This is a genomic window from Exiguobacterium sp. RIT594 (assembly GCF_003339585.1).
Classification (GTDB): domain Bacteria; phylum Bacillota; class Bacilli; order Exiguobacteriales; family Exiguobacteriaceae; genus Exiguobacterium_A.
This window is the reverse complement of record NZ_QPKF01000001.1, coordinates 1109773-1123496: the sequence shown is the minus strand read 5'-3', so window position 1 is coordinate 1123496 and position 13724 is coordinate 1109773. Positions and strand designations below refer to the sequence as shown.

The window sequence follows — 13724 nt, the reverse complement described above, 5'->3', positions numbered from 1 at the left end:
AATACTTCACTTTTCCTTCTCTGGTACCGTTATATAAGGTGAGATGAACGAAAAGGAGCGCGATGGTGTGAAATGGTGGTCAAAACAACAGGAAATGACGTTTGCAGATCGAATGAATCAGGAACGGGAACATGTTCGTTTAGAAGCGGGAGCAGCATTTGCGCAACAACTCCAGCTGATTGATTTGACGGTCGAGGATTTACAAATCGTCCGTTTGATCCGTCATGATGTCGCGGAGTGGATGCCGCAGATGGTCGATGCGTTTTATGCGGAGTTGGTCCGGGTGCCGGAGCTGAAACAACTGATTGAACGGCATTCGACACTTGAACGGTTAAAAGGAACGCTTGCCAAGCATATTCTCCAGATGTTTGACGGACAGGTTACACCGGACTACATCAATGTCCGAAAACGGATCGCCGACCGGCATGTCCGGATTGGTCTGCAAAATAAGTGGTACATCGCCGCCTTCCAAAAGGTATTAAACGTCTTAAGCCGGCAAATCGAGGACAGTACGTTACCGGAGTCGGAACAGGTCCGGATCGTCCGCTCCGCCGGGAAACTGTTTAATCTCGAACAACAGATCGTTTTGACGATGTATGAGGAGATGGTCGAAGCCGAGCGGCAGACGGTCACGGATGCGAAACAGCGTGTCGGACAAACTGTTCAAAAGTCGACAGAGGAACTGGCCGCGATGAGTCAACAATCGTCTGCCAGTTTTCAGGAAATGGAGCGGCATGCCCAACAGGTATCCGTGACGACAGGGGCGATTGCAACACAATTGACCCAGGCCGCCAAAGAAGCGGCAGACGGTGTCGAATTGGTCGAGGCGGAAACGAAACGGTTTGAGGAAGTTGTCCAAGAGATGACGCTGACGACGGAACAGATGACGCAGCTCGCCTTTTTGTCGCGGGAAATCGAACGGATTGCCGGGATGGTGACAGCGATTTCCGATCAGACGAACCTGCTGAGTCTCAACGCTTCGATCGAGGCCGCCCGGGCCGGTGAGATGGGACGTGGCTTTACCGTCGTCGCGCAGGAAATCCGGAAACTGGCGGAAGAAAGTAAACGGTCCGCGTCAGAAGCATCAAGCATCGCCCAGGAAATCACTTCGAAAATGGGACAAGTCTCGGAGCGGATGAGCGGGACCGAGCAGTCGGTCGTGCAAACGACGGAAGAACTGACCCGTGTCGTCACCGCCTTTATGACGATTTCCCGTCAAACGGTCGATGTCTCGAAACAAATCATTACGCTGTCACAGGACACGGAACAGGTCGCCGGAACGATTGAAGGGATGCGCCATATCGCGGAATCGATTGCGGAGACGGCAGACGATTTACAGTCCGTCGCGACGACACTCTGAAAGGGGAATAGAGATGAGAAAACGGATCCATCTGTTGTTTGGAGTTGGAATTCTGATGCTTGCCGGTTGTGCAAGTAACGATTACCCGTCAGAGGAAGCCGTCAAAAACGGAGACATCGTCACGACGCCGGAACGGGCGAACATCGACCGGTTCAATACCTTTTTGAAACGGGTGGACGCGAAGGAACCGGACACGATCCGAATCACGGGGTATACGACGGAAGGCGATGCAATCCTTGAAGATGTCATATATGACGGGAAACGCTTTACCTATTCCCTCGATTCTTCGCGTGATGAATACGGTGCGCAGACAGACGACCGGAACAAGGAAATCTGTCAAAACCTTGAGCAGCAAACAACTGATGGAGGGAAAACTTTTATCCTGACCGATTGCCAAGAAGGGCAGGATCATGAGATTTTCAAATCAAATCCAGGTGAACTTAAAAAATGAAAAATGGTTGATCCTCCGAATCATGCGAGGATCAACCATTTTTTAGTTGAGTGTCTCTTCGAGAATCCGTAAAGCTTCCCGCCAACTCGTGAATCGTTCGATTAATAAGGTTAAGGAAGGGGCCTGGTGCTTACGGGCAAACCGGACATACTCTTGGCTCGTTAAGTCAGGTCCGAGCTCTTCGTATGCCTGGCGCAACGCGTTCAGGCAATCTGCGTCGGAATAAAAACCGTTTGACGACAACTGGAAATGTGCCAGTGCCTGTTTCCATGTCCCGTAATGCCGGATGATGGTGTTCGCGCTCACCATCTGCGAATGTTTTTCCCGTAACTCCGAGTAGGAACGGATGGTCACGCGCGAGCCACGGGTCTTGATATAAAAAGCGATACTTTCATCCACACTCCAGCGTTTTTGGCTGGACGTATCGGGTTTTGCCCGGTTCAGCATCAGATGATCCTCGGTGGACAACTCGAACGGTTTGACGATGCCCGCTTGTTCCAATAGTTTGGTCCAAGAGCCAAACCGTTGTTCAATTTCCTGTAAAGAGGGATAGGGCAGGTAATGTGCTAATTTTTGGTAATGTGCTGCTTTCATCGGTGTTGTATGTAACTGGTGAAGACCTTGGATCAAGCGGATGATTTTTTCATCCGTCGTCAAGGTGGAAGTGGATGTGTGCGTGGTTTCTTTCATCAAGAAGTCTCCCTTAGTGGATCGTTGGAACGTAATGGGATTAGTGTACCATCCAGGTCAAAGAGATTTAACTAACAAAATCGTAAGGTTCGAAGGGACAGCCGGCTCGGACAGAAGGGCTGCACATCCATCAGCCTTCCGGAATGGCCGTATACCGGTAAGCGGTCGTTCCTTTGAACACATACAGCATGCCGGTCGCGTCTTCACTCCGGTATAACTTCGTTCCGGATTGCCAGTCTGTTGCCGATTGGTCCGTCAACGGTTGTTTGGCGGTAACTTGTTTCGTAACAGTTGAAAAGGAAGTCACATTCTCTTTTTTGATCGTCGCGTCTTTTCCGTCGAGCCGATACACCCGGTCGTCTGCCCGGATTAAATCAGCTGCCGGATCTTGACGGGCTTCCGTCGCAATTGAATCCGTCGTCGAAGTCGTTGTGTCAGTCGTACATCCTGCTGTAAAGAATAGACTGCTCATGACGAACAGCGTGATTCGTTTTTTCATGGTCTGTCCTCGCTTTCCTGACTGTTTATTTATGTCGTAATTTACGATATAATCGGATGTATCGATATAAAAGGGAGTGAACGAGATGTCAGCGATTCATGAAGACTTTGCCCGGTTGTACTATCATCTGCATCCGAAATGGACGGAAAATTTGTCGCACCAAAGTGTGCGGGTCTTACAATCGATTCAAATGAACGGTTCGATGACAGTCAAAGAAATCGCAACTCGGTTCAGATTATCTCCAAATACCGCGTCGGAGCACGTGAAAAAGTTAGAAGGGCTTGGGTACATCGTCAAACAACGTTCGGCAACGGACCAACGGGTTGTCGAGGTCAGCTTGACGACAGGAGGGCGATCCGCCGTCAAAAGCCATACCGAACTCGATGCCAGTCGTGTCGAACAGGTCTTAGCACAACTTTCCCCGGCAGAACAACAAATGATTGAAGCGGCATTTCAGTTGTTTCGAAAGGCGACCGATGACTGCTTTTCTGATTAAGACGCTGACCAGTGCCGTCATCATTGGTCTCGTCTCGGAAATTGCCCGACGGTCACCGACGTATGGCGGGGTAATTGCCGCCCTGCCGCTCGTCAGCCTGATCAGCCTCATTTGGCTCGTCCGGCAGCGACAATCAAAGATGGAACTGATGCTCTTTGTCAAAAGTGTCTTGTACGGATTACCGGCGACGTTTCTTCTGTTGCTTGTGTTGTACCTGTTATTGAGCCGGGGCGGATCGTTGATTTTCAGCGTTCTTTGCGCCGGAGCCTGTTGGTGGGTTGTTTGGATGCTGCAGCAACAGCTGATGTTGTTCTGGAGTCGACAATAGTCCCGAATGTCATTCGCGTGTCGCTGGTAGAGAAAACAAGGCCAGCAATGCATCCATCGTTTCGTCAAACGATCGAACCGGTTTGTAACCAAGCGTCTTGATTTTGTCTGTTGCATAGGTCGGACGTTCCAACGCGCGGTCCGGCACCTGATACGGTTTGCCGGACGCTTCAATCAGCCGCATCCGGAAATCCGCTTCCTGCATCCGTCTGACTTGCCGGTCGCCCCAGTGGGAATCCTGTTCGGCGCAAATGGCACCGGGGCGGAGAATCCGGACGTCCAAGCCGCGGGCGGCGTAATCGTTTAGAATCTGTTCCGACCGGATTTTTGTTTGGATATAGGGTGCCGGATGTTCAACCGCGAGCGGCGACGACTCCGTCAAATGACCATCTGCCGGTTCCCCGTAAACGGATGTCGTCGAGATGTGAAGGACACGTGCTCCGGTATTTAACGCGACCGTTGCTAAATGAATGACACCTTCAACATTCGACTGGCGGGCAAGATTTTCATCATCACCGAGATAGGCGGCGCAATGGACGACCCAGTCAATCTGATCCATCGCTTTTTCAAGTGACGTTTGATTGGTCAAATCACCAAAAACCGGCGTGATCCCGAGTGATTCGAATTCGTTGAACCGCTCCGCCTGTCGTATCAATCCCCGGACTTCAAGCGCCTCTGACAATAATCGTTTTGCGATGCGCAGTCCAAGCGTCCCGGTGACACCGGTGACGAGAATCCGTTTTCCGGACAGTTCCATCTGTTCAACCTTCTTTCTAAATTATTTCACCCGCTCAATCGTTGCGACGAGCGGTTTTTTGTCGTTTCGGTATTCAAAGCGGATAATATCACCCTTTTGGAGAACGGATAATTGATTCGTCCGCCCGTCAATTTTTGTCTCGCTGTCCAGTGTGACTTCGGTCAAGGCATACTGTTCCTCCGGATTTTGCTCGTCCGGACCGAGCGAAAGCTGGTTGCCGTTCAGTTCTTCGATCACGTATGCCTGATCGGAACAACCGGAAAAAATTCCTACTATAAATAGACTCAACAACATCAGCCAAATGGTTCGGCGCATGTTTCCACCACACTTTCATTGGTAGGATTCAGAAATTAATTGGTTATGTTCATTGTAGGGATAGGAAACGAAATGCGAAAGTGAAATATGGATGAATTTAGTCAATTTGACAAAATGGATGGTAATATTAAGGAAAAGGAGGGGTGTCATGAATGCTTTTGCTAAAAAAGTACTGATCCTTTTCGGCGTCATGGTCGTGATGTCCGGTCTGGTGGTTTTCCTGTATGTTCAGTCGATGGAACCGGACGAACCGGAAGCCGACCGTGTCGTGCGCGAGACAAAATCGTATATCGCAAAGCATTTCAAACAGGCAGAGCTGGAAGGCGCCTTTTATGATGCTGCGGGAAAATACTCTGATTTTGATTATGCCGTACAATTACAGGATCCAAAAACTGATACGGAATTTTTCGTCTACATCGATCAGCAGACAAAGCAGGTCACGGATACCTATTTGTCTGAACAGTGGTCGCAAAAACTGACGGAACAGATTCGTCCGCTTGTCGAAAACATCTTCGGTCCAGGGACGGCGTACAGGGCCGTCTATTATCCGGACGCTGTCCAACAATTGAAGCTGGATCCATCATCGTCAAGCGAATATCAGAAAGCCAAAATTCCGCCATTCATTACGATTACACTGCAACGGGACCGGTTACCGACTGAAGAAAAGAATCTGAACCGGCTGGCAACAGCTATAAAGAAACAGAAACTGCTCCGGCACGGAAATCTGACCACGGAATACATCAATGAAAAAGGTTTTCTGCGGGAAGATGAAATCGGATTTAATACGTACTTTTAACAAAAGAGCGGACGACCTGGAGTGTCAGGTCGTCCGCTCTTGTTCAGTTTCCAGTTATCAAACTTTGAAGGTAAACGATTCCCATGAACAAAATCCAGACACCAATCGGAATTTCTAGACTCATCAAGGCTTGCGTCAGCCGGTACGAAGCCCGTTTGTTCTGTAAGTAACGATCCGTCACGAAAAACAGGAGTGCTGCAGCTAAGCTGAGGATACCGGCGTAAGGATTAAATATCAGGAAAAACCCGGCTCCGAATGCCAGATGCAATACACCCGATACAGCGAATTCGGCTTTTTGATGTTTAGTGATCCGTCGGCTGATCATATCACTGAGCAGTGACGTCATCCCGCCGTAAATCAGGATGAATGGAAAACTGTACATCAGGTAGGCTGGAATGCTGATTAAAACACTTGATAGATACTGCCAAATTGAGTTGTCAGGAGCGCTCGTCGGACCCGGAACAAACAGACCGAACAAAATAGCGAAGATAGGGCCAGAGATGGAAGCCGCAATTATTTTCCGGTAAATCATACAATGTGTCTCCCTTCTTGCTCCTGTACATGCTTCGCTTCCCGCACCGGAAACAACAGACCGACTCCGATAATCAGAGCACAACCGATAAAGATGGCCGGTAATCCAAGGGTCGCGACAAATGACATCGTTCCGAGAATGATTAAGTCGAACGCGGAATCGACGAGATTGAGCAGTGAGAGTGTCGTCGCCCGGCTGCCGGACGGGATATGTTCGTTAATAATGCCGGAATAAAGTGGTTGTCGGATTGATCGGATCATCCGCAGGACAAAAAAGAGTACTAAGGCAATCCATAAGCTGTCAAACAGGAAACTGGCTGACGTAACCGCAAGCAGTGTGACGACGCCCGATAGTTGCATCAACGTCGTCCGTTTAAACCGGAGCAACAGCCACGCGAGATGTCGGGTGATCAGCATGCTGAATAGAGCGGCGCTTGCGTACAAAACACCGAGCCACGCAACGGGAAGTCCGGCTCCCGTCACATACGGTTGCTCAAACTTTCCGAAAATGACGACAGATGGAATCAATACTATCGTAAAGTTGAGAAAAACTTTAATCAGATCCGGTGATCGGCAGATGATCTGCCAACCGTTTTTAACATGGGTATACGGGTTGTCCCGGAACTGATCAAACGATTTAGGATTGATCAGACTGAAAATCAACAAGAATTCGATGATTTTGAAGAGAATTCCGATGAGGATCAGAAATTGGAACTGACTTTCCGCTAAATCGCGGACGAGATAGGCGCCGATCAGGCTGGTAAAAATCGTGACGGAGAACATGACGGACGAAATCTTCGCCATGACCTGACTCATCGTCTTTTCCTGACCGCTTTCCTTTAATGATTCGTAAATTAAGGCATCGTCTGAACCGGAAAAGAAGGACGTGGATAATCCCCACAGCAGTCCCTGAATCGAAAACCACCAGAGATTGTCTGCGACCAGCAACAGACTGGTTGAGAAAATACTGATCAGGCTGCCGGTTAAAAACGACGCTTTTGGTCCGAAGCGGTCGGCAAAGGCACCGGTCGGGATTTCCGATACTAACGTCGCGGCACAATACATGAAGAGGATGATCAGAATGTCAGATGCCGACAAACCGCGATGAAAATAAAACAAGGTGATGACCGGATCGAGGAGATTGATCGTGCCGAATAAAGTGATGAAATAAAAGACACGGACATTATGGATAGCTAAATTATGATGATTTCGTTTGATGAACATGCTGTTTCCTAACTTGACCTGTAGTGATGAATCGGTGATAAACTGTATCTTATATGATTATAATGATAATATATGGAATTTGAAAGGAATAATTAGGGGGTTAGGAGGGGTGATATGAAAATTCAGTTGAAGGCCTGTACGGCACTGGACGCAGAAGAGTTATATACATTTGAACTCAAGAACCGCACATATTTTGAACAATTGATTCCGTCACGCGGAGATGACTATTATATGCCTGAGACTTTTAAGCAACGCCATGCGTCGCTTTTGCAGGAACAGCGAGATGGCACTTCGTTCTTTTACCTGATCACAGATGAAGGCGGAGAAATTATCGGTCGTATCAATCTCGTCGATCGGGATGTAACTACGAAACGGGCAGAACTTGGGTACCGAGTCGGACAGAATCATACGGGTAAGGGGATTGCCAAAGAGGCCGTCCGGTTGTTGATTGGACAATGTCGGAAACTTGATATTAAGGAAATTCAAGCGAAAACGACGGACGGAAACATCGCTTCGCAAAAAATCCTGATAGGTAACGGATTCCAACAAGAAAGCAAAGCAGTAGAAGTCGAACTGAATGGTCAACGAATGATGCTCATTCAGTTCAAACGGACGATGCTCGACTGACGTCAAAAATGACTCCGGTAGTTTTAACCGCGAGTCATTTTTTAGGATTATTATACGATTTTTTGAGAATCCTATGCGAAATCCAAAAATACAGAATCGCTGATGCGCCGCAAAGCATCAGGAAAGGCAGCAAGAACAACAGTTCACTGAACCGAACGGCTCCGTTATGATTTAGTAAAACAATAACCAGGGCGATTGTACTGCCTGATATACCATACAAAAAAGGGACTGTCTTCCGGCGCTTAGGGAAGAATGAAACAAATCGTTTCTTCAGCCAGTCGACGAGGATTCCTGAAATGAAAATGACGGGAAACGAATAGAACGTGTAAATGAGGAAATAATCGAAAACCTCGCTAAAGACATCTTCATCTGATTCTTCGAAAAATGCATAAACGGATAAAACCAACGTCAACAGACCGGAAGTGGCGATTGCGGTCAGAGCGGCCGCGAAAAATTTGTTCAACATTTTGTTCAACATACGGAAGTCTCCTTTTTATGAACTCGCCAGAAAGCCCGTTCGAGCAGACGAGAGATCAGGTAGTAAAGCACGGCAGAACCTCCGGCAATCGAAAGGGAAACCGGGATATCGAAATCATCTTTCGTGAGTGTCAGAATCAAAAGCATTCCAATCAACACGCCGGACAGACCATACAAAATAGCTAATAAGAAAAACCGGATCCGGGTGGATAGATGTTTTAACTTGTTTCGGATTAATAGATCCGTCAAAAAACCGGAAATTAAAATGATCGGCAGGGCATAAATCAAATACAGAATGAAGATGCCACTCGCTGATGTGTACATCGTGTCACTGGCTCGTTCCGACACGGGTGTATAGGACCAGCAGGTTAAAACACCGGTAATCAAAACGGAGGTGAACACACCGGCAATAATGCTTCGAAGCATGCTGATTCCCCCTGTTCTTAACGATTACGAATCGCCAGATAATATTTTGCGTTACTGACCATCAAGATGGATGTAATGACGAAAATGCTGAATAGCTGAGAGCTCGATGTCGACAGCGAGTAGAAGAGCAGCAAGATGATTCCAACGATCAGCATCATATTAACAAGAGAATGTGTTTTGTACAGTCCTTCGAGCATGACGTGTTTTTCTCCGTCATCCGATGCCGCGAGGAGCTTCATGGCATAATCCGTTTCACTGATATCCGGAAGCTTCCGTTCCGGATACATGTGCTGGACCAGCGTCTGAAACCGGATCGAACCAATCAGTCCGACACCCATTACGATGAAACCAGTCACGACCAATGAAAGCTGTTGATCGAGTACTAAATTCACACTGACCAATACAAGACTCAGCGGAAGCAATAAGTTTAAACTCAGTGTGCCATCGCTGAACCAGCGATACATCTGGTGATCAGCCGCGTCTTCCGTGTCTCCCGTCAACGGTTGGTTAAGAAGGCGTTGAATTTGCCGATAACGAATCAGCGAAAACAGTAGTAAACCGATCAGGACAACAAGCAAAAAGCCATTGACCCACACGCTGTACTCTGAAAAGGCGATTCCCTCAAGCGGACTGCTCAACATCCAGTACATCAAGAAAAATCCAATAGCGCCGCCAACAAGCATCTGTAAAATGAACTGTAGATTTTTGTTCACAGTAACTCCTCCTCGTCGAATTGAAAGATATCCTCGATTGTCGTTTCGAAGACCCGGGCAATTTTAGTGGCAATCAGAAGCGACGGCATGAACTCCCCCCGCTCAATCAAACTGACTGTCTGGCGTGAAATATTGGCGCGTTTTGCCAGTTCTGTCTGATTCCATCCATGGCGTGCCCGTAGTTCCTTTACTTTTGATTTCATTTCCTTCACCTCACTTGAATTGTAAACGATACTTGTCTTAATGACAACGATAATAGTCAAAAAGATAATGAAACTAGTCATTCCAGAAAAAAACTTGTCAGGAAAAGACAGAGACAGATTTTCACGAACTAGAAAAAGACATCAAATAATCGTATAGTCATATATAGAATAATGATGATTTTAACAAATTTTGGTTTATCCGCTTGGGTTGTTCAGTAGAGAGTATATACGATGAGGGGGGAAACAGATGAAGACCGTAAAGCGCAAACTAGAAAATGATTTTAATGAGTTAATGAAGAGTGCGGACACGTTTCCTCGATTCATAGAACAGAGTCGAGCGTTTATTCATAAGTATGATGAAATGGTCATTTGGGCATCGATTGATTTTCAAAGGGATACATCAAATCAACAATACGAAGACCGGCTGAAAGAAGTGCAGTGTGACATCAAACCGCTCTTGGCAGTTTGTAAAAAAAGACTGTACGATATCTGTCTCGAGAAGCACGGCGAAGCAATTGAAACTACACGAATGCAAACCATTTTAATATACCAACAAACATCGTTTTCAGACAAAAACATCTTGATCCGTCAACAAGAGGATGAACAAATTAATCGATACATCCAATTAATCGGGAGTCTGCAATCCATGGATGAAGAAGCTGTCTTGATCCATGACTTAACAGCGTTACTTTTTGAATCCGATGAAGACGTACGCGAGACTGCCTACCGGGCGATTCATCTTTCCTATCAACATCACGCCGAATCACTTCAAAGTATTTTTTCAGAGCTGATTCGATTACGCCACGAGAAAGCCAAAAATCTGGAACTTGAACACTATGTGGCATATGCCTTCATGGAATTGGGGAGGATTGATTATACCTCGAAAGAATGTCTGCAACTGGCATTGGCTGTCCAAAAGCATATCGTGCCGCTGAAAGAAGTATTTCAAGAGGAACAAACCAGATTTTTGGGGAAACAACAACTTCGCCCGTGGGATGTACGGATCTCTCCGTATTCGGACGTCCAAGAGACGGCAAGTACATCTGTTGAAAGTCTGTTGGAGACGGTCGGAACAATTTTAAGTAATCTGGATCCATCTTTTCATAAAGTGTTGGAAGAACTTAAATCTCAAAAGCATCTAGATCTTGAAGGAAGAGCCAACAAAGCGGGTGGCGGTTTTTGTGAATTCCTCCCGGAGTCTGAAACGTCCTTTCTTTTCATGAATCGAACACAAACATTTGATGATGTGGTCATTCTCATTCATGAACTGGGACATGCGGTCCATCATGATTTAATGAAAGATGCGCCGGACAACTTTCAGCAGATCCCGATGGAAGTAGCGGAGTTCGCAGCGATGACATTCGAACTTCTTTCCATGGATTTTTGGCATCTGGCGATTGAAGATGCAGCACATGTCCGGAAGGCAAAACTCGAGCAATTCAGGCTGGTCATCGAGTTTTTACCTCAAACCATCATCGTCGATCAGTTTCAGGAATGGTTGTATCGAAATCCAGTACATACCGTTGAAGAACGAAATGAACGGTTTGCCTCCCTGCGCGACCGGTTTGACTCCAACGCCATCGACTGGAGTACACTTTCGAGGTGGAAAGGAGAGGAGTGGCTGAGCATCATTCATTTGTTTGAGACACCTTTTTATTACATCGAGTACGCGATGGCGCAAATTGCGGCCTTACAGATGTACCGGAAATATAAAGAGCAACCGCAACAAACAATCGAAGCTTTTAAAACAGCGCTCCGTGCGACCCGAACACACTCAGTCAAAGAAGTCTACGCGTTGGCGGGAGTGTCGTTTGATGTCTCTGAACACGAGATGGAAGCACTCGTTTGTTTTGTTCAGGAAGAAGTCGAGAGGTTGCAACGTACTCAAAATCATTGATTTTTAGGAGTGAATGCATGAAACGCTTAAGATTCATATTGATTGTGACAGGCTGTCTGACCCTTTCTGCATGCCAAACCGACCAGACACCGGAAGCCAAGAAAAAACCAGTCGAAATCAAACAAGAAGTGATTCAAACAAAACAAGGATCTACAATCAAGATTGTTCCTTTGTATACGGAATATCTGCAATACCTTCAAAAAGCAGGAGATACACAGGATCAAACGAAAAATCAGGAAGTATTTGATCAAACGGTCACTGATGCAGTAAAGAAAATAGTGAAAGGTGACCGGTTACACACCGGTATATTATTTGAAAAAAACTATCTTCGGTCAACAAATTATCCGTCAGAACTGGAGGTTCGGACAGCGGAACTGGTGAAAAATGATTTGCGGATCAAAGAAGTCGTCAAAAGACAGCTTCTTGCCTCTAGCATGAAGTTACCAGGAGGGGATAAAACGATCTTCATCGTGCCGGTTGATTCTGACGTTACGAGTTTCATTGAACCGATGGGTGGATTGACCGCCGTTACTTTTTCTGAGGATGTTGTTGTGTTATATCTCGATTCGAAGTTTGATGAAAAAGCCCTCGCTTTTGCGACGGCTCATGAATATCATCATGCTGTTGTGTACGAGAATAGTGCGTTACACCCCTCTGACATCATGGGTTATGTCATCATGGAAGGAAAAGCGGATGTTTTTGCGACGCAAATTGTTAATGATTTTAAACCGGTCTGGCAAACGGAGATGGATTCAAGAACAAAACAAAACGTACTATATCAAATCAAAACAAATCTTGCTACATCTACCGATTTAACGGAAGGCAATAATGACAAGAACATTCCTCGCTGGAGCAGTTATACACTCGGGAAAGACTTCATGCAGGACTATCTCAAACGTTACCCGGACCAATCGATCAAGGACTGGACGAATGCGAAGACGCAGGACATCGTTAAGGAGTACCGGTACAAAAACAGTGTCCAATAAACGACAACCCCCACTCCTGTATAAACAGAAGCGGGGGCTACATTTAAACTGCCATGAAGACATCTTCTAACGAGGTGACCTCGATTTTAACTTCGTAAATCTTAACGCGTTGGGCTGTCAACCGTTTGATTAAGAGTGGAATGACTTCTTCACTCACTTTTCAAGAGGAGTATCATAGCATTCTCCTCTATCGATCCCTTTGTCTCAGCAATCGCGTCCGGTGACAATGGAACGAGTAAAGCGAAAGATAGCAGTAGACATTGTTTTTTTAATCGACATCCTCACGCTCCCTTTTCATGCCATGATTTTTTGATAATGGATCAGTGTCGCGTTGTCGTTCAGCGGTTTACGGACACAAGTTTCGACGTATCCCATCTTTTCATACAACTGACATGTCTTCGTCTCTTCGAGCAGACTGGACAGTTCCCATGTCTCGGCCTGCGGATATCGGGCTTCTGCGAGCCGCATCGCTTGTTGCGCAAATCCGTTTCCCTGTGCGTTTGGCGCGAGGAAGATTGGACTGATTCGAAAGTGGATGTCTTCTTTCCACAGAATACAGATTGCACCGACGAGACGGTCCTCAGCGATAATCTTAAAAAACCGTCCGTTCGGATAGTTGATCCGTTGATAGACCCGGTCAATCGTTTCATTGGCAGGGTTCGTCGCGTAATCCTGGTACGTTTCGAGCAGCGGTAAAAAGGCGGCGACTTGTAAATCGAAAATAGCTTGGGCGTCCAGGTCTGTTGCTTGTTCTAACCGGATATTCATTCAGGCGGACCTCGTTTCATTTTTTCTCGAGCACCAATATCGATCCTCAAACTGAAGATGGAATAATTTTACCACAATCATTTTAAATTGGAATTCATTTTCCTTTTCAAACGTCAAAAGACTCTGCTCGTGTCTGAAATGATTAAAAAAATCAACTATCTCATGAAAAAAGGAATATGCT

General features: G+C 46.5%; 19 protein-coding genes. 8 read left to right on the top strand and 11 right to left on the bottom strand.

Features of this window, described 5'->3' with window-relative positions; all coding sequences use genetic code 11:
- Window positions 1-67: 67 nt before the first annotated feature.
- On the top strand, window positions 68-1360 hold the full coding sequence (locus DVG79_RS05730) for a globin-coupled sensor protein (RefSeq protein WP_114595853.1): 1293 nt from the start codon (window positions 68-70) through the stop codon (window positions 1358-1360).
- 13 nt (window positions 1361-1373) lie between these two features.
- On the top strand, window positions 1374-1811 hold the full coding sequence (locus tag DVG79_RS05725; protein ID WP_114595852.1) for a DUF4362 domain-containing protein: 438 nt from the start codon (window positions 1374-1376) through the stop codon (window positions 1809-1811).
- Window positions 1812-1853: 42 nt separating this feature from the next.
- On the opposite strand, the gene DVG79_RS05720 is transcribed toward DVG79_RS05725, so the two are convergent.
- Together DVG79_RS05720 and DVG79_RS05715 are read right to left on the bottom strand one after the other, a co-directional pair.
- Window positions 1854-2501, bottom strand: coding sequence for a homing endonuclease associated repeat-containing protein (locus tag DVG79_RS05720; protein ID WP_114595851.1), 648 nt, complete (start codon window positions 2499-2501; stop codon window positions 1854-1856).
- Between the two features lie 130 nt (window positions 2502-2631).
- The gene (locus DVG79_RS05715) at window positions 2632-3000 is read right to left on the bottom strand and encodes a hypothetical protein (protein WP_114595850.1); all 369 of its coding nucleotides are present in this window, start codon (window positions 2998-3000) and stop codon (window positions 2632-2634) included.
- A gap of 85 nt (window positions 3001-3085) precedes the next feature.
- Here DVG79_RS05715 and DVG79_RS05710 point away from each other — a divergent pair, with 85 nt between their 5' ends.
- Together DVG79_RS05710 and DVG79_RS05705 are read left to right on the top strand one after the other, a co-directional pair.
- Window positions 3086-3496 (top strand): MarR family winged helix-turn-helix transcriptional regulator, encoded by a 411-nt coding sequence (locus tag DVG79_RS05710; RefSeq protein ID WP_114595849.1) that lies wholly within the window; start codon window positions 3086-3088, stop codon window positions 3494-3496.
- On the top strand, window positions 3477-3824 hold the full coding sequence (locus DVG79_RS05705; RefSeq protein ID WP_233494534.1) for a DUF3147 family protein: 348 nt from the start codon (window positions 3477-3479) through the stop codon (window positions 3822-3824). Before DVG79_RS05710 ends, DVG79_RS05705 begins: the two co-directional genes overlap by 20 nt.
- A 9-nt stretch (window positions 3825-3833) precedes the next feature.
- Here DVG79_RS05705 and DVG79_RS05700 read toward each other — a convergent pair whose 3' ends face one another.
- Window positions 3834-4580, bottom strand: coding sequence for an NAD-dependent epimerase/dehydratase family protein (locus DVG79_RS05700; protein WP_114595848.1), 747 nt, complete (start codon window positions 4578-4580; stop codon window positions 3834-3836).
- Window positions 4581-4601: 21 nt separating this feature from the next.
- Window positions 4602-4895, bottom strand: a complete 294-nt coding sequence (locus tag DVG79_RS05695) for a hypothetical protein (RefSeq protein WP_114595847.1) — start codon at window positions 4893-4895, stop codon at window positions 4602-4604.
- Window positions 4896-5043: 148 nt separating this feature from the next.
- On the opposite strand from DVG79_RS05695, the gene DVG79_RS05690 reads away from it, so the two are divergent.
- Window positions 5044-5691 carry a hypothetical protein gene (locus tag DVG79_RS05690; RefSeq protein WP_114595846.1) on the top strand — a complete coding sequence of 216 codons (648 nt, stop codon included), beginning with the start codon at window positions 5044-5046 and terminating at the stop codon, window positions 5689-5691.
- A gap of 43 nt (window positions 5692-5734) precedes the next feature.
- Here DVG79_RS05690 and DVG79_RS05685 read toward each other — a convergent pair whose 3' ends face one another.
- Window positions 5735-6223, bottom strand: coding sequence for a hypothetical protein (locus DVG79_RS05685; protein ID WP_114595845.1), 489 nt, complete (start codon window positions 6221-6223; stop codon window positions 5735-5737).
- Window positions 6220-7446, bottom strand: a complete 1227-nt coding sequence (locus tag DVG79_RS05680) for an MFS transporter (protein WP_114595844.1) — start codon at window positions 7444-7446, stop codon at window positions 6220-6222. The genes DVG79_RS05685 and DVG79_RS05680 overlap by 4 nt, the downstream gene beginning before the upstream one ends.
- A gap of 114 nt (window positions 7447-7560) precedes the next feature.
- Between DVG79_RS05680 and DVG79_RS05675 the strand changes: the two genes are divergently transcribed.
- Window positions 7561-8073 (top strand): GNAT family N-acetyltransferase, encoded by a 513-nt coding sequence (locus DVG79_RS05675; protein ID WP_114595843.1) that lies wholly within the window; start codon window positions 7561-7563, stop codon window positions 8071-8073.
- 34 nt (window positions 8074-8107) lie between these two features.
- On the opposite strand, the gene DVG79_RS05670 is transcribed toward DVG79_RS05675, so the two are convergent.
- Genes DVG79_RS05670 through DVG79_RS05655 form a run of 4 tightly spaced genes read right to left on the bottom strand, consistent with a single transcriptional unit; the run spans window position 8108 to window position 9892 of the window.
- The gene (locus DVG79_RS05670; protein WP_233494533.1) at window positions 8108-8551 is read right to left on the bottom strand and encodes a hypothetical protein; all 444 of its coding nucleotides are present in this window, start codon (window positions 8549-8551) and stop codon (window positions 8108-8110) included.
- Window positions 8545-8976 carry a hypothetical protein gene (locus DVG79_RS05665; protein WP_114595842.1) on the bottom strand — a complete coding sequence of 144 codons (432 nt, stop codon included), beginning with the start codon at window positions 8974-8976 and terminating at the stop codon, window positions 8545-8547. Before DVG79_RS05665 ends, DVG79_RS05670 begins: the two co-directional genes overlap by 7 nt.
- A 17-nt stretch (window positions 8977-8993) precedes the next feature.
- Window positions 8994-9689, bottom strand: a complete 696-nt coding sequence (locus DVG79_RS05660) for a DUF3169 family protein (protein ID WP_114595841.1) — start codon at window positions 9687-9689, stop codon at window positions 8994-8996.
- Window positions 9686-9892 (bottom strand): helix-turn-helix transcriptional regulator, encoded by a 207-nt coding sequence (locus DVG79_RS05655; protein ID WP_026833000.1) that lies wholly within the window; start codon window positions 9890-9892, stop codon window positions 9686-9688. Before DVG79_RS05655 ends, DVG79_RS05660 begins: the two co-directional genes overlap by 4 nt.
- 247 nt (window positions 9893-10139) lie before the next feature.
- Here DVG79_RS05655 and DVG79_RS05650 point away from each other — a divergent pair, with 247 nt between their 5' ends.
- Entirely contained in the window at window positions 10140-11789 is a 1650-nt protein-coding gene (locus tag DVG79_RS05650) for a M3 family metallopeptidase (RefSeq protein ID WP_114595840.1), read from the top strand.
- A 17-nt stretch (window positions 11790-11806) separates the two neighbouring features.
- Window positions 11807-12775: a DUF2268 domain-containing putative Zn-dependent protease gene (locus DVG79_RS05645; protein ID WP_114595839.1), complete on the top strand. Its 969-nt coding sequence runs from the start codon at window positions 11807-11809 to the stop codon at window positions 12773-12775.
- Window positions 12776-13069: 294 nt separating this feature from the next.
- On the opposite strand, the gene DVG79_RS05640 is transcribed toward DVG79_RS05645, so the two are convergent.
- A complete protein-coding gene (locus DVG79_RS05640) occupies window positions 13070-13543 on the bottom strand; it encodes a GNAT family N-acetyltransferase (protein ID WP_114595838.1) in 474 nt (157 codons plus the stop codon).
- Window positions 13544-13724: the final 181 nt, after the last annotated feature.

Coding starts and splice junctions, on each gene's coding strand:
- DVG79_RS05685 (WP_114595845.1), bottom strand. CDS start 6,223: ATGATTTACCGGAAAATAATTGCGGCTTCCATCTCTGGCCCTATCTTC.
- DVG79_RS05650 (WP_114595840.1), top strand. CDS start 10,140: ATGAAGACCGTAAAGCGCAAACTAGAAAATGATTTTAATGAGTTAATG.
- DVG79_RS05725 (WP_114595852.1), top strand. CDS start 1,374: ATGAGAAAACGGATCCATCTGTTGTTTGGAGTTGGAATTCTGATGCTT.
- DVG79_RS05695 (WP_114595847.1), bottom strand. CDS start 4,895: ATGCGCCGAACCATTTGGCTGATGTTGTTGAGTCTATTTATAGTAGGA.
- DVG79_RS05640 (WP_114595838.1), bottom strand. CDS start 13,543: ATGAATATCCGGTTAGAACAAGCAACAGACCTGGACGCCCAAGCTATT.
- DVG79_RS05680 (WP_114595844.1), bottom strand. CDS start 7,446: ATGTTCATCAAACGAAATCATCATAATTTAGCTATCCATAATGTCCGT.
- DVG79_RS05705 (WP_233494534.1), top strand. CDS start 3,477: ATGACTGCTTTTCTGATTAAGACGCTGACCAGTGCCGTCATCATTGGT.
- DVG79_RS05670 (WP_233494533.1), bottom strand. CDS start 8,551: ATGTTGAACAAAATGTTGAACAAATTTTTCGCGGCCGCTCTGACCGCA.
- DVG79_RS05655 (WP_026833000.1), bottom strand. CDS start 9,892: ATGAAATCAAAAGTAAAGGAACTACGGGCACGCCATGGATGGAATCAG.
- DVG79_RS05690 (WP_114595846.1), top strand. CDS start 5,044: ATGAATGCTTTTGCTAAAAAAGTACTGATCCTTTTCGGCGTCATGGTC.
- DVG79_RS05715 (WP_114595850.1), bottom strand. CDS start 3,000: ATGAAAAAACGAATCACGCTGTTCGTCATGAGCAGTCTATTCTTTACA.
- DVG79_RS05665 (WP_114595842.1), bottom strand. CDS start 8,976: ATGCTTCGAAGCATTATTGCCGGTGTGTTCACCTCCGTTTTGATTACC.
- DVG79_RS05720 (WP_114595851.1), bottom strand. CDS start 2,501: ATGAAAGAAACCACGCACACATCCACTTCCACCTTGACGACGGATGAA.
- DVG79_RS05645 (WP_114595839.1), top strand. CDS start 11,807: ATGAAACGCTTAAGATTCATATTGATTGTGACAGGCTGTCTGACCCTT.
- DVG79_RS05710 (WP_114595849.1), top strand. CDS start 3,086: ATGTCAGCGATTCATGAAGACTTTGCCCGGTTGTACTATCATCTGCAT.
- DVG79_RS05675 (WP_114595843.1), top strand. CDS start 7,561: ATGAAAATTCAGTTGAAGGCCTGTACGGCACTGGACGCAGAAGAGTTA.
- DVG79_RS05700 (WP_114595848.1), bottom strand. CDS start 4,580: ATGGAACTGTCCGGAAAACGGATTCTCGTCACCGGTGTCACCGGGACG.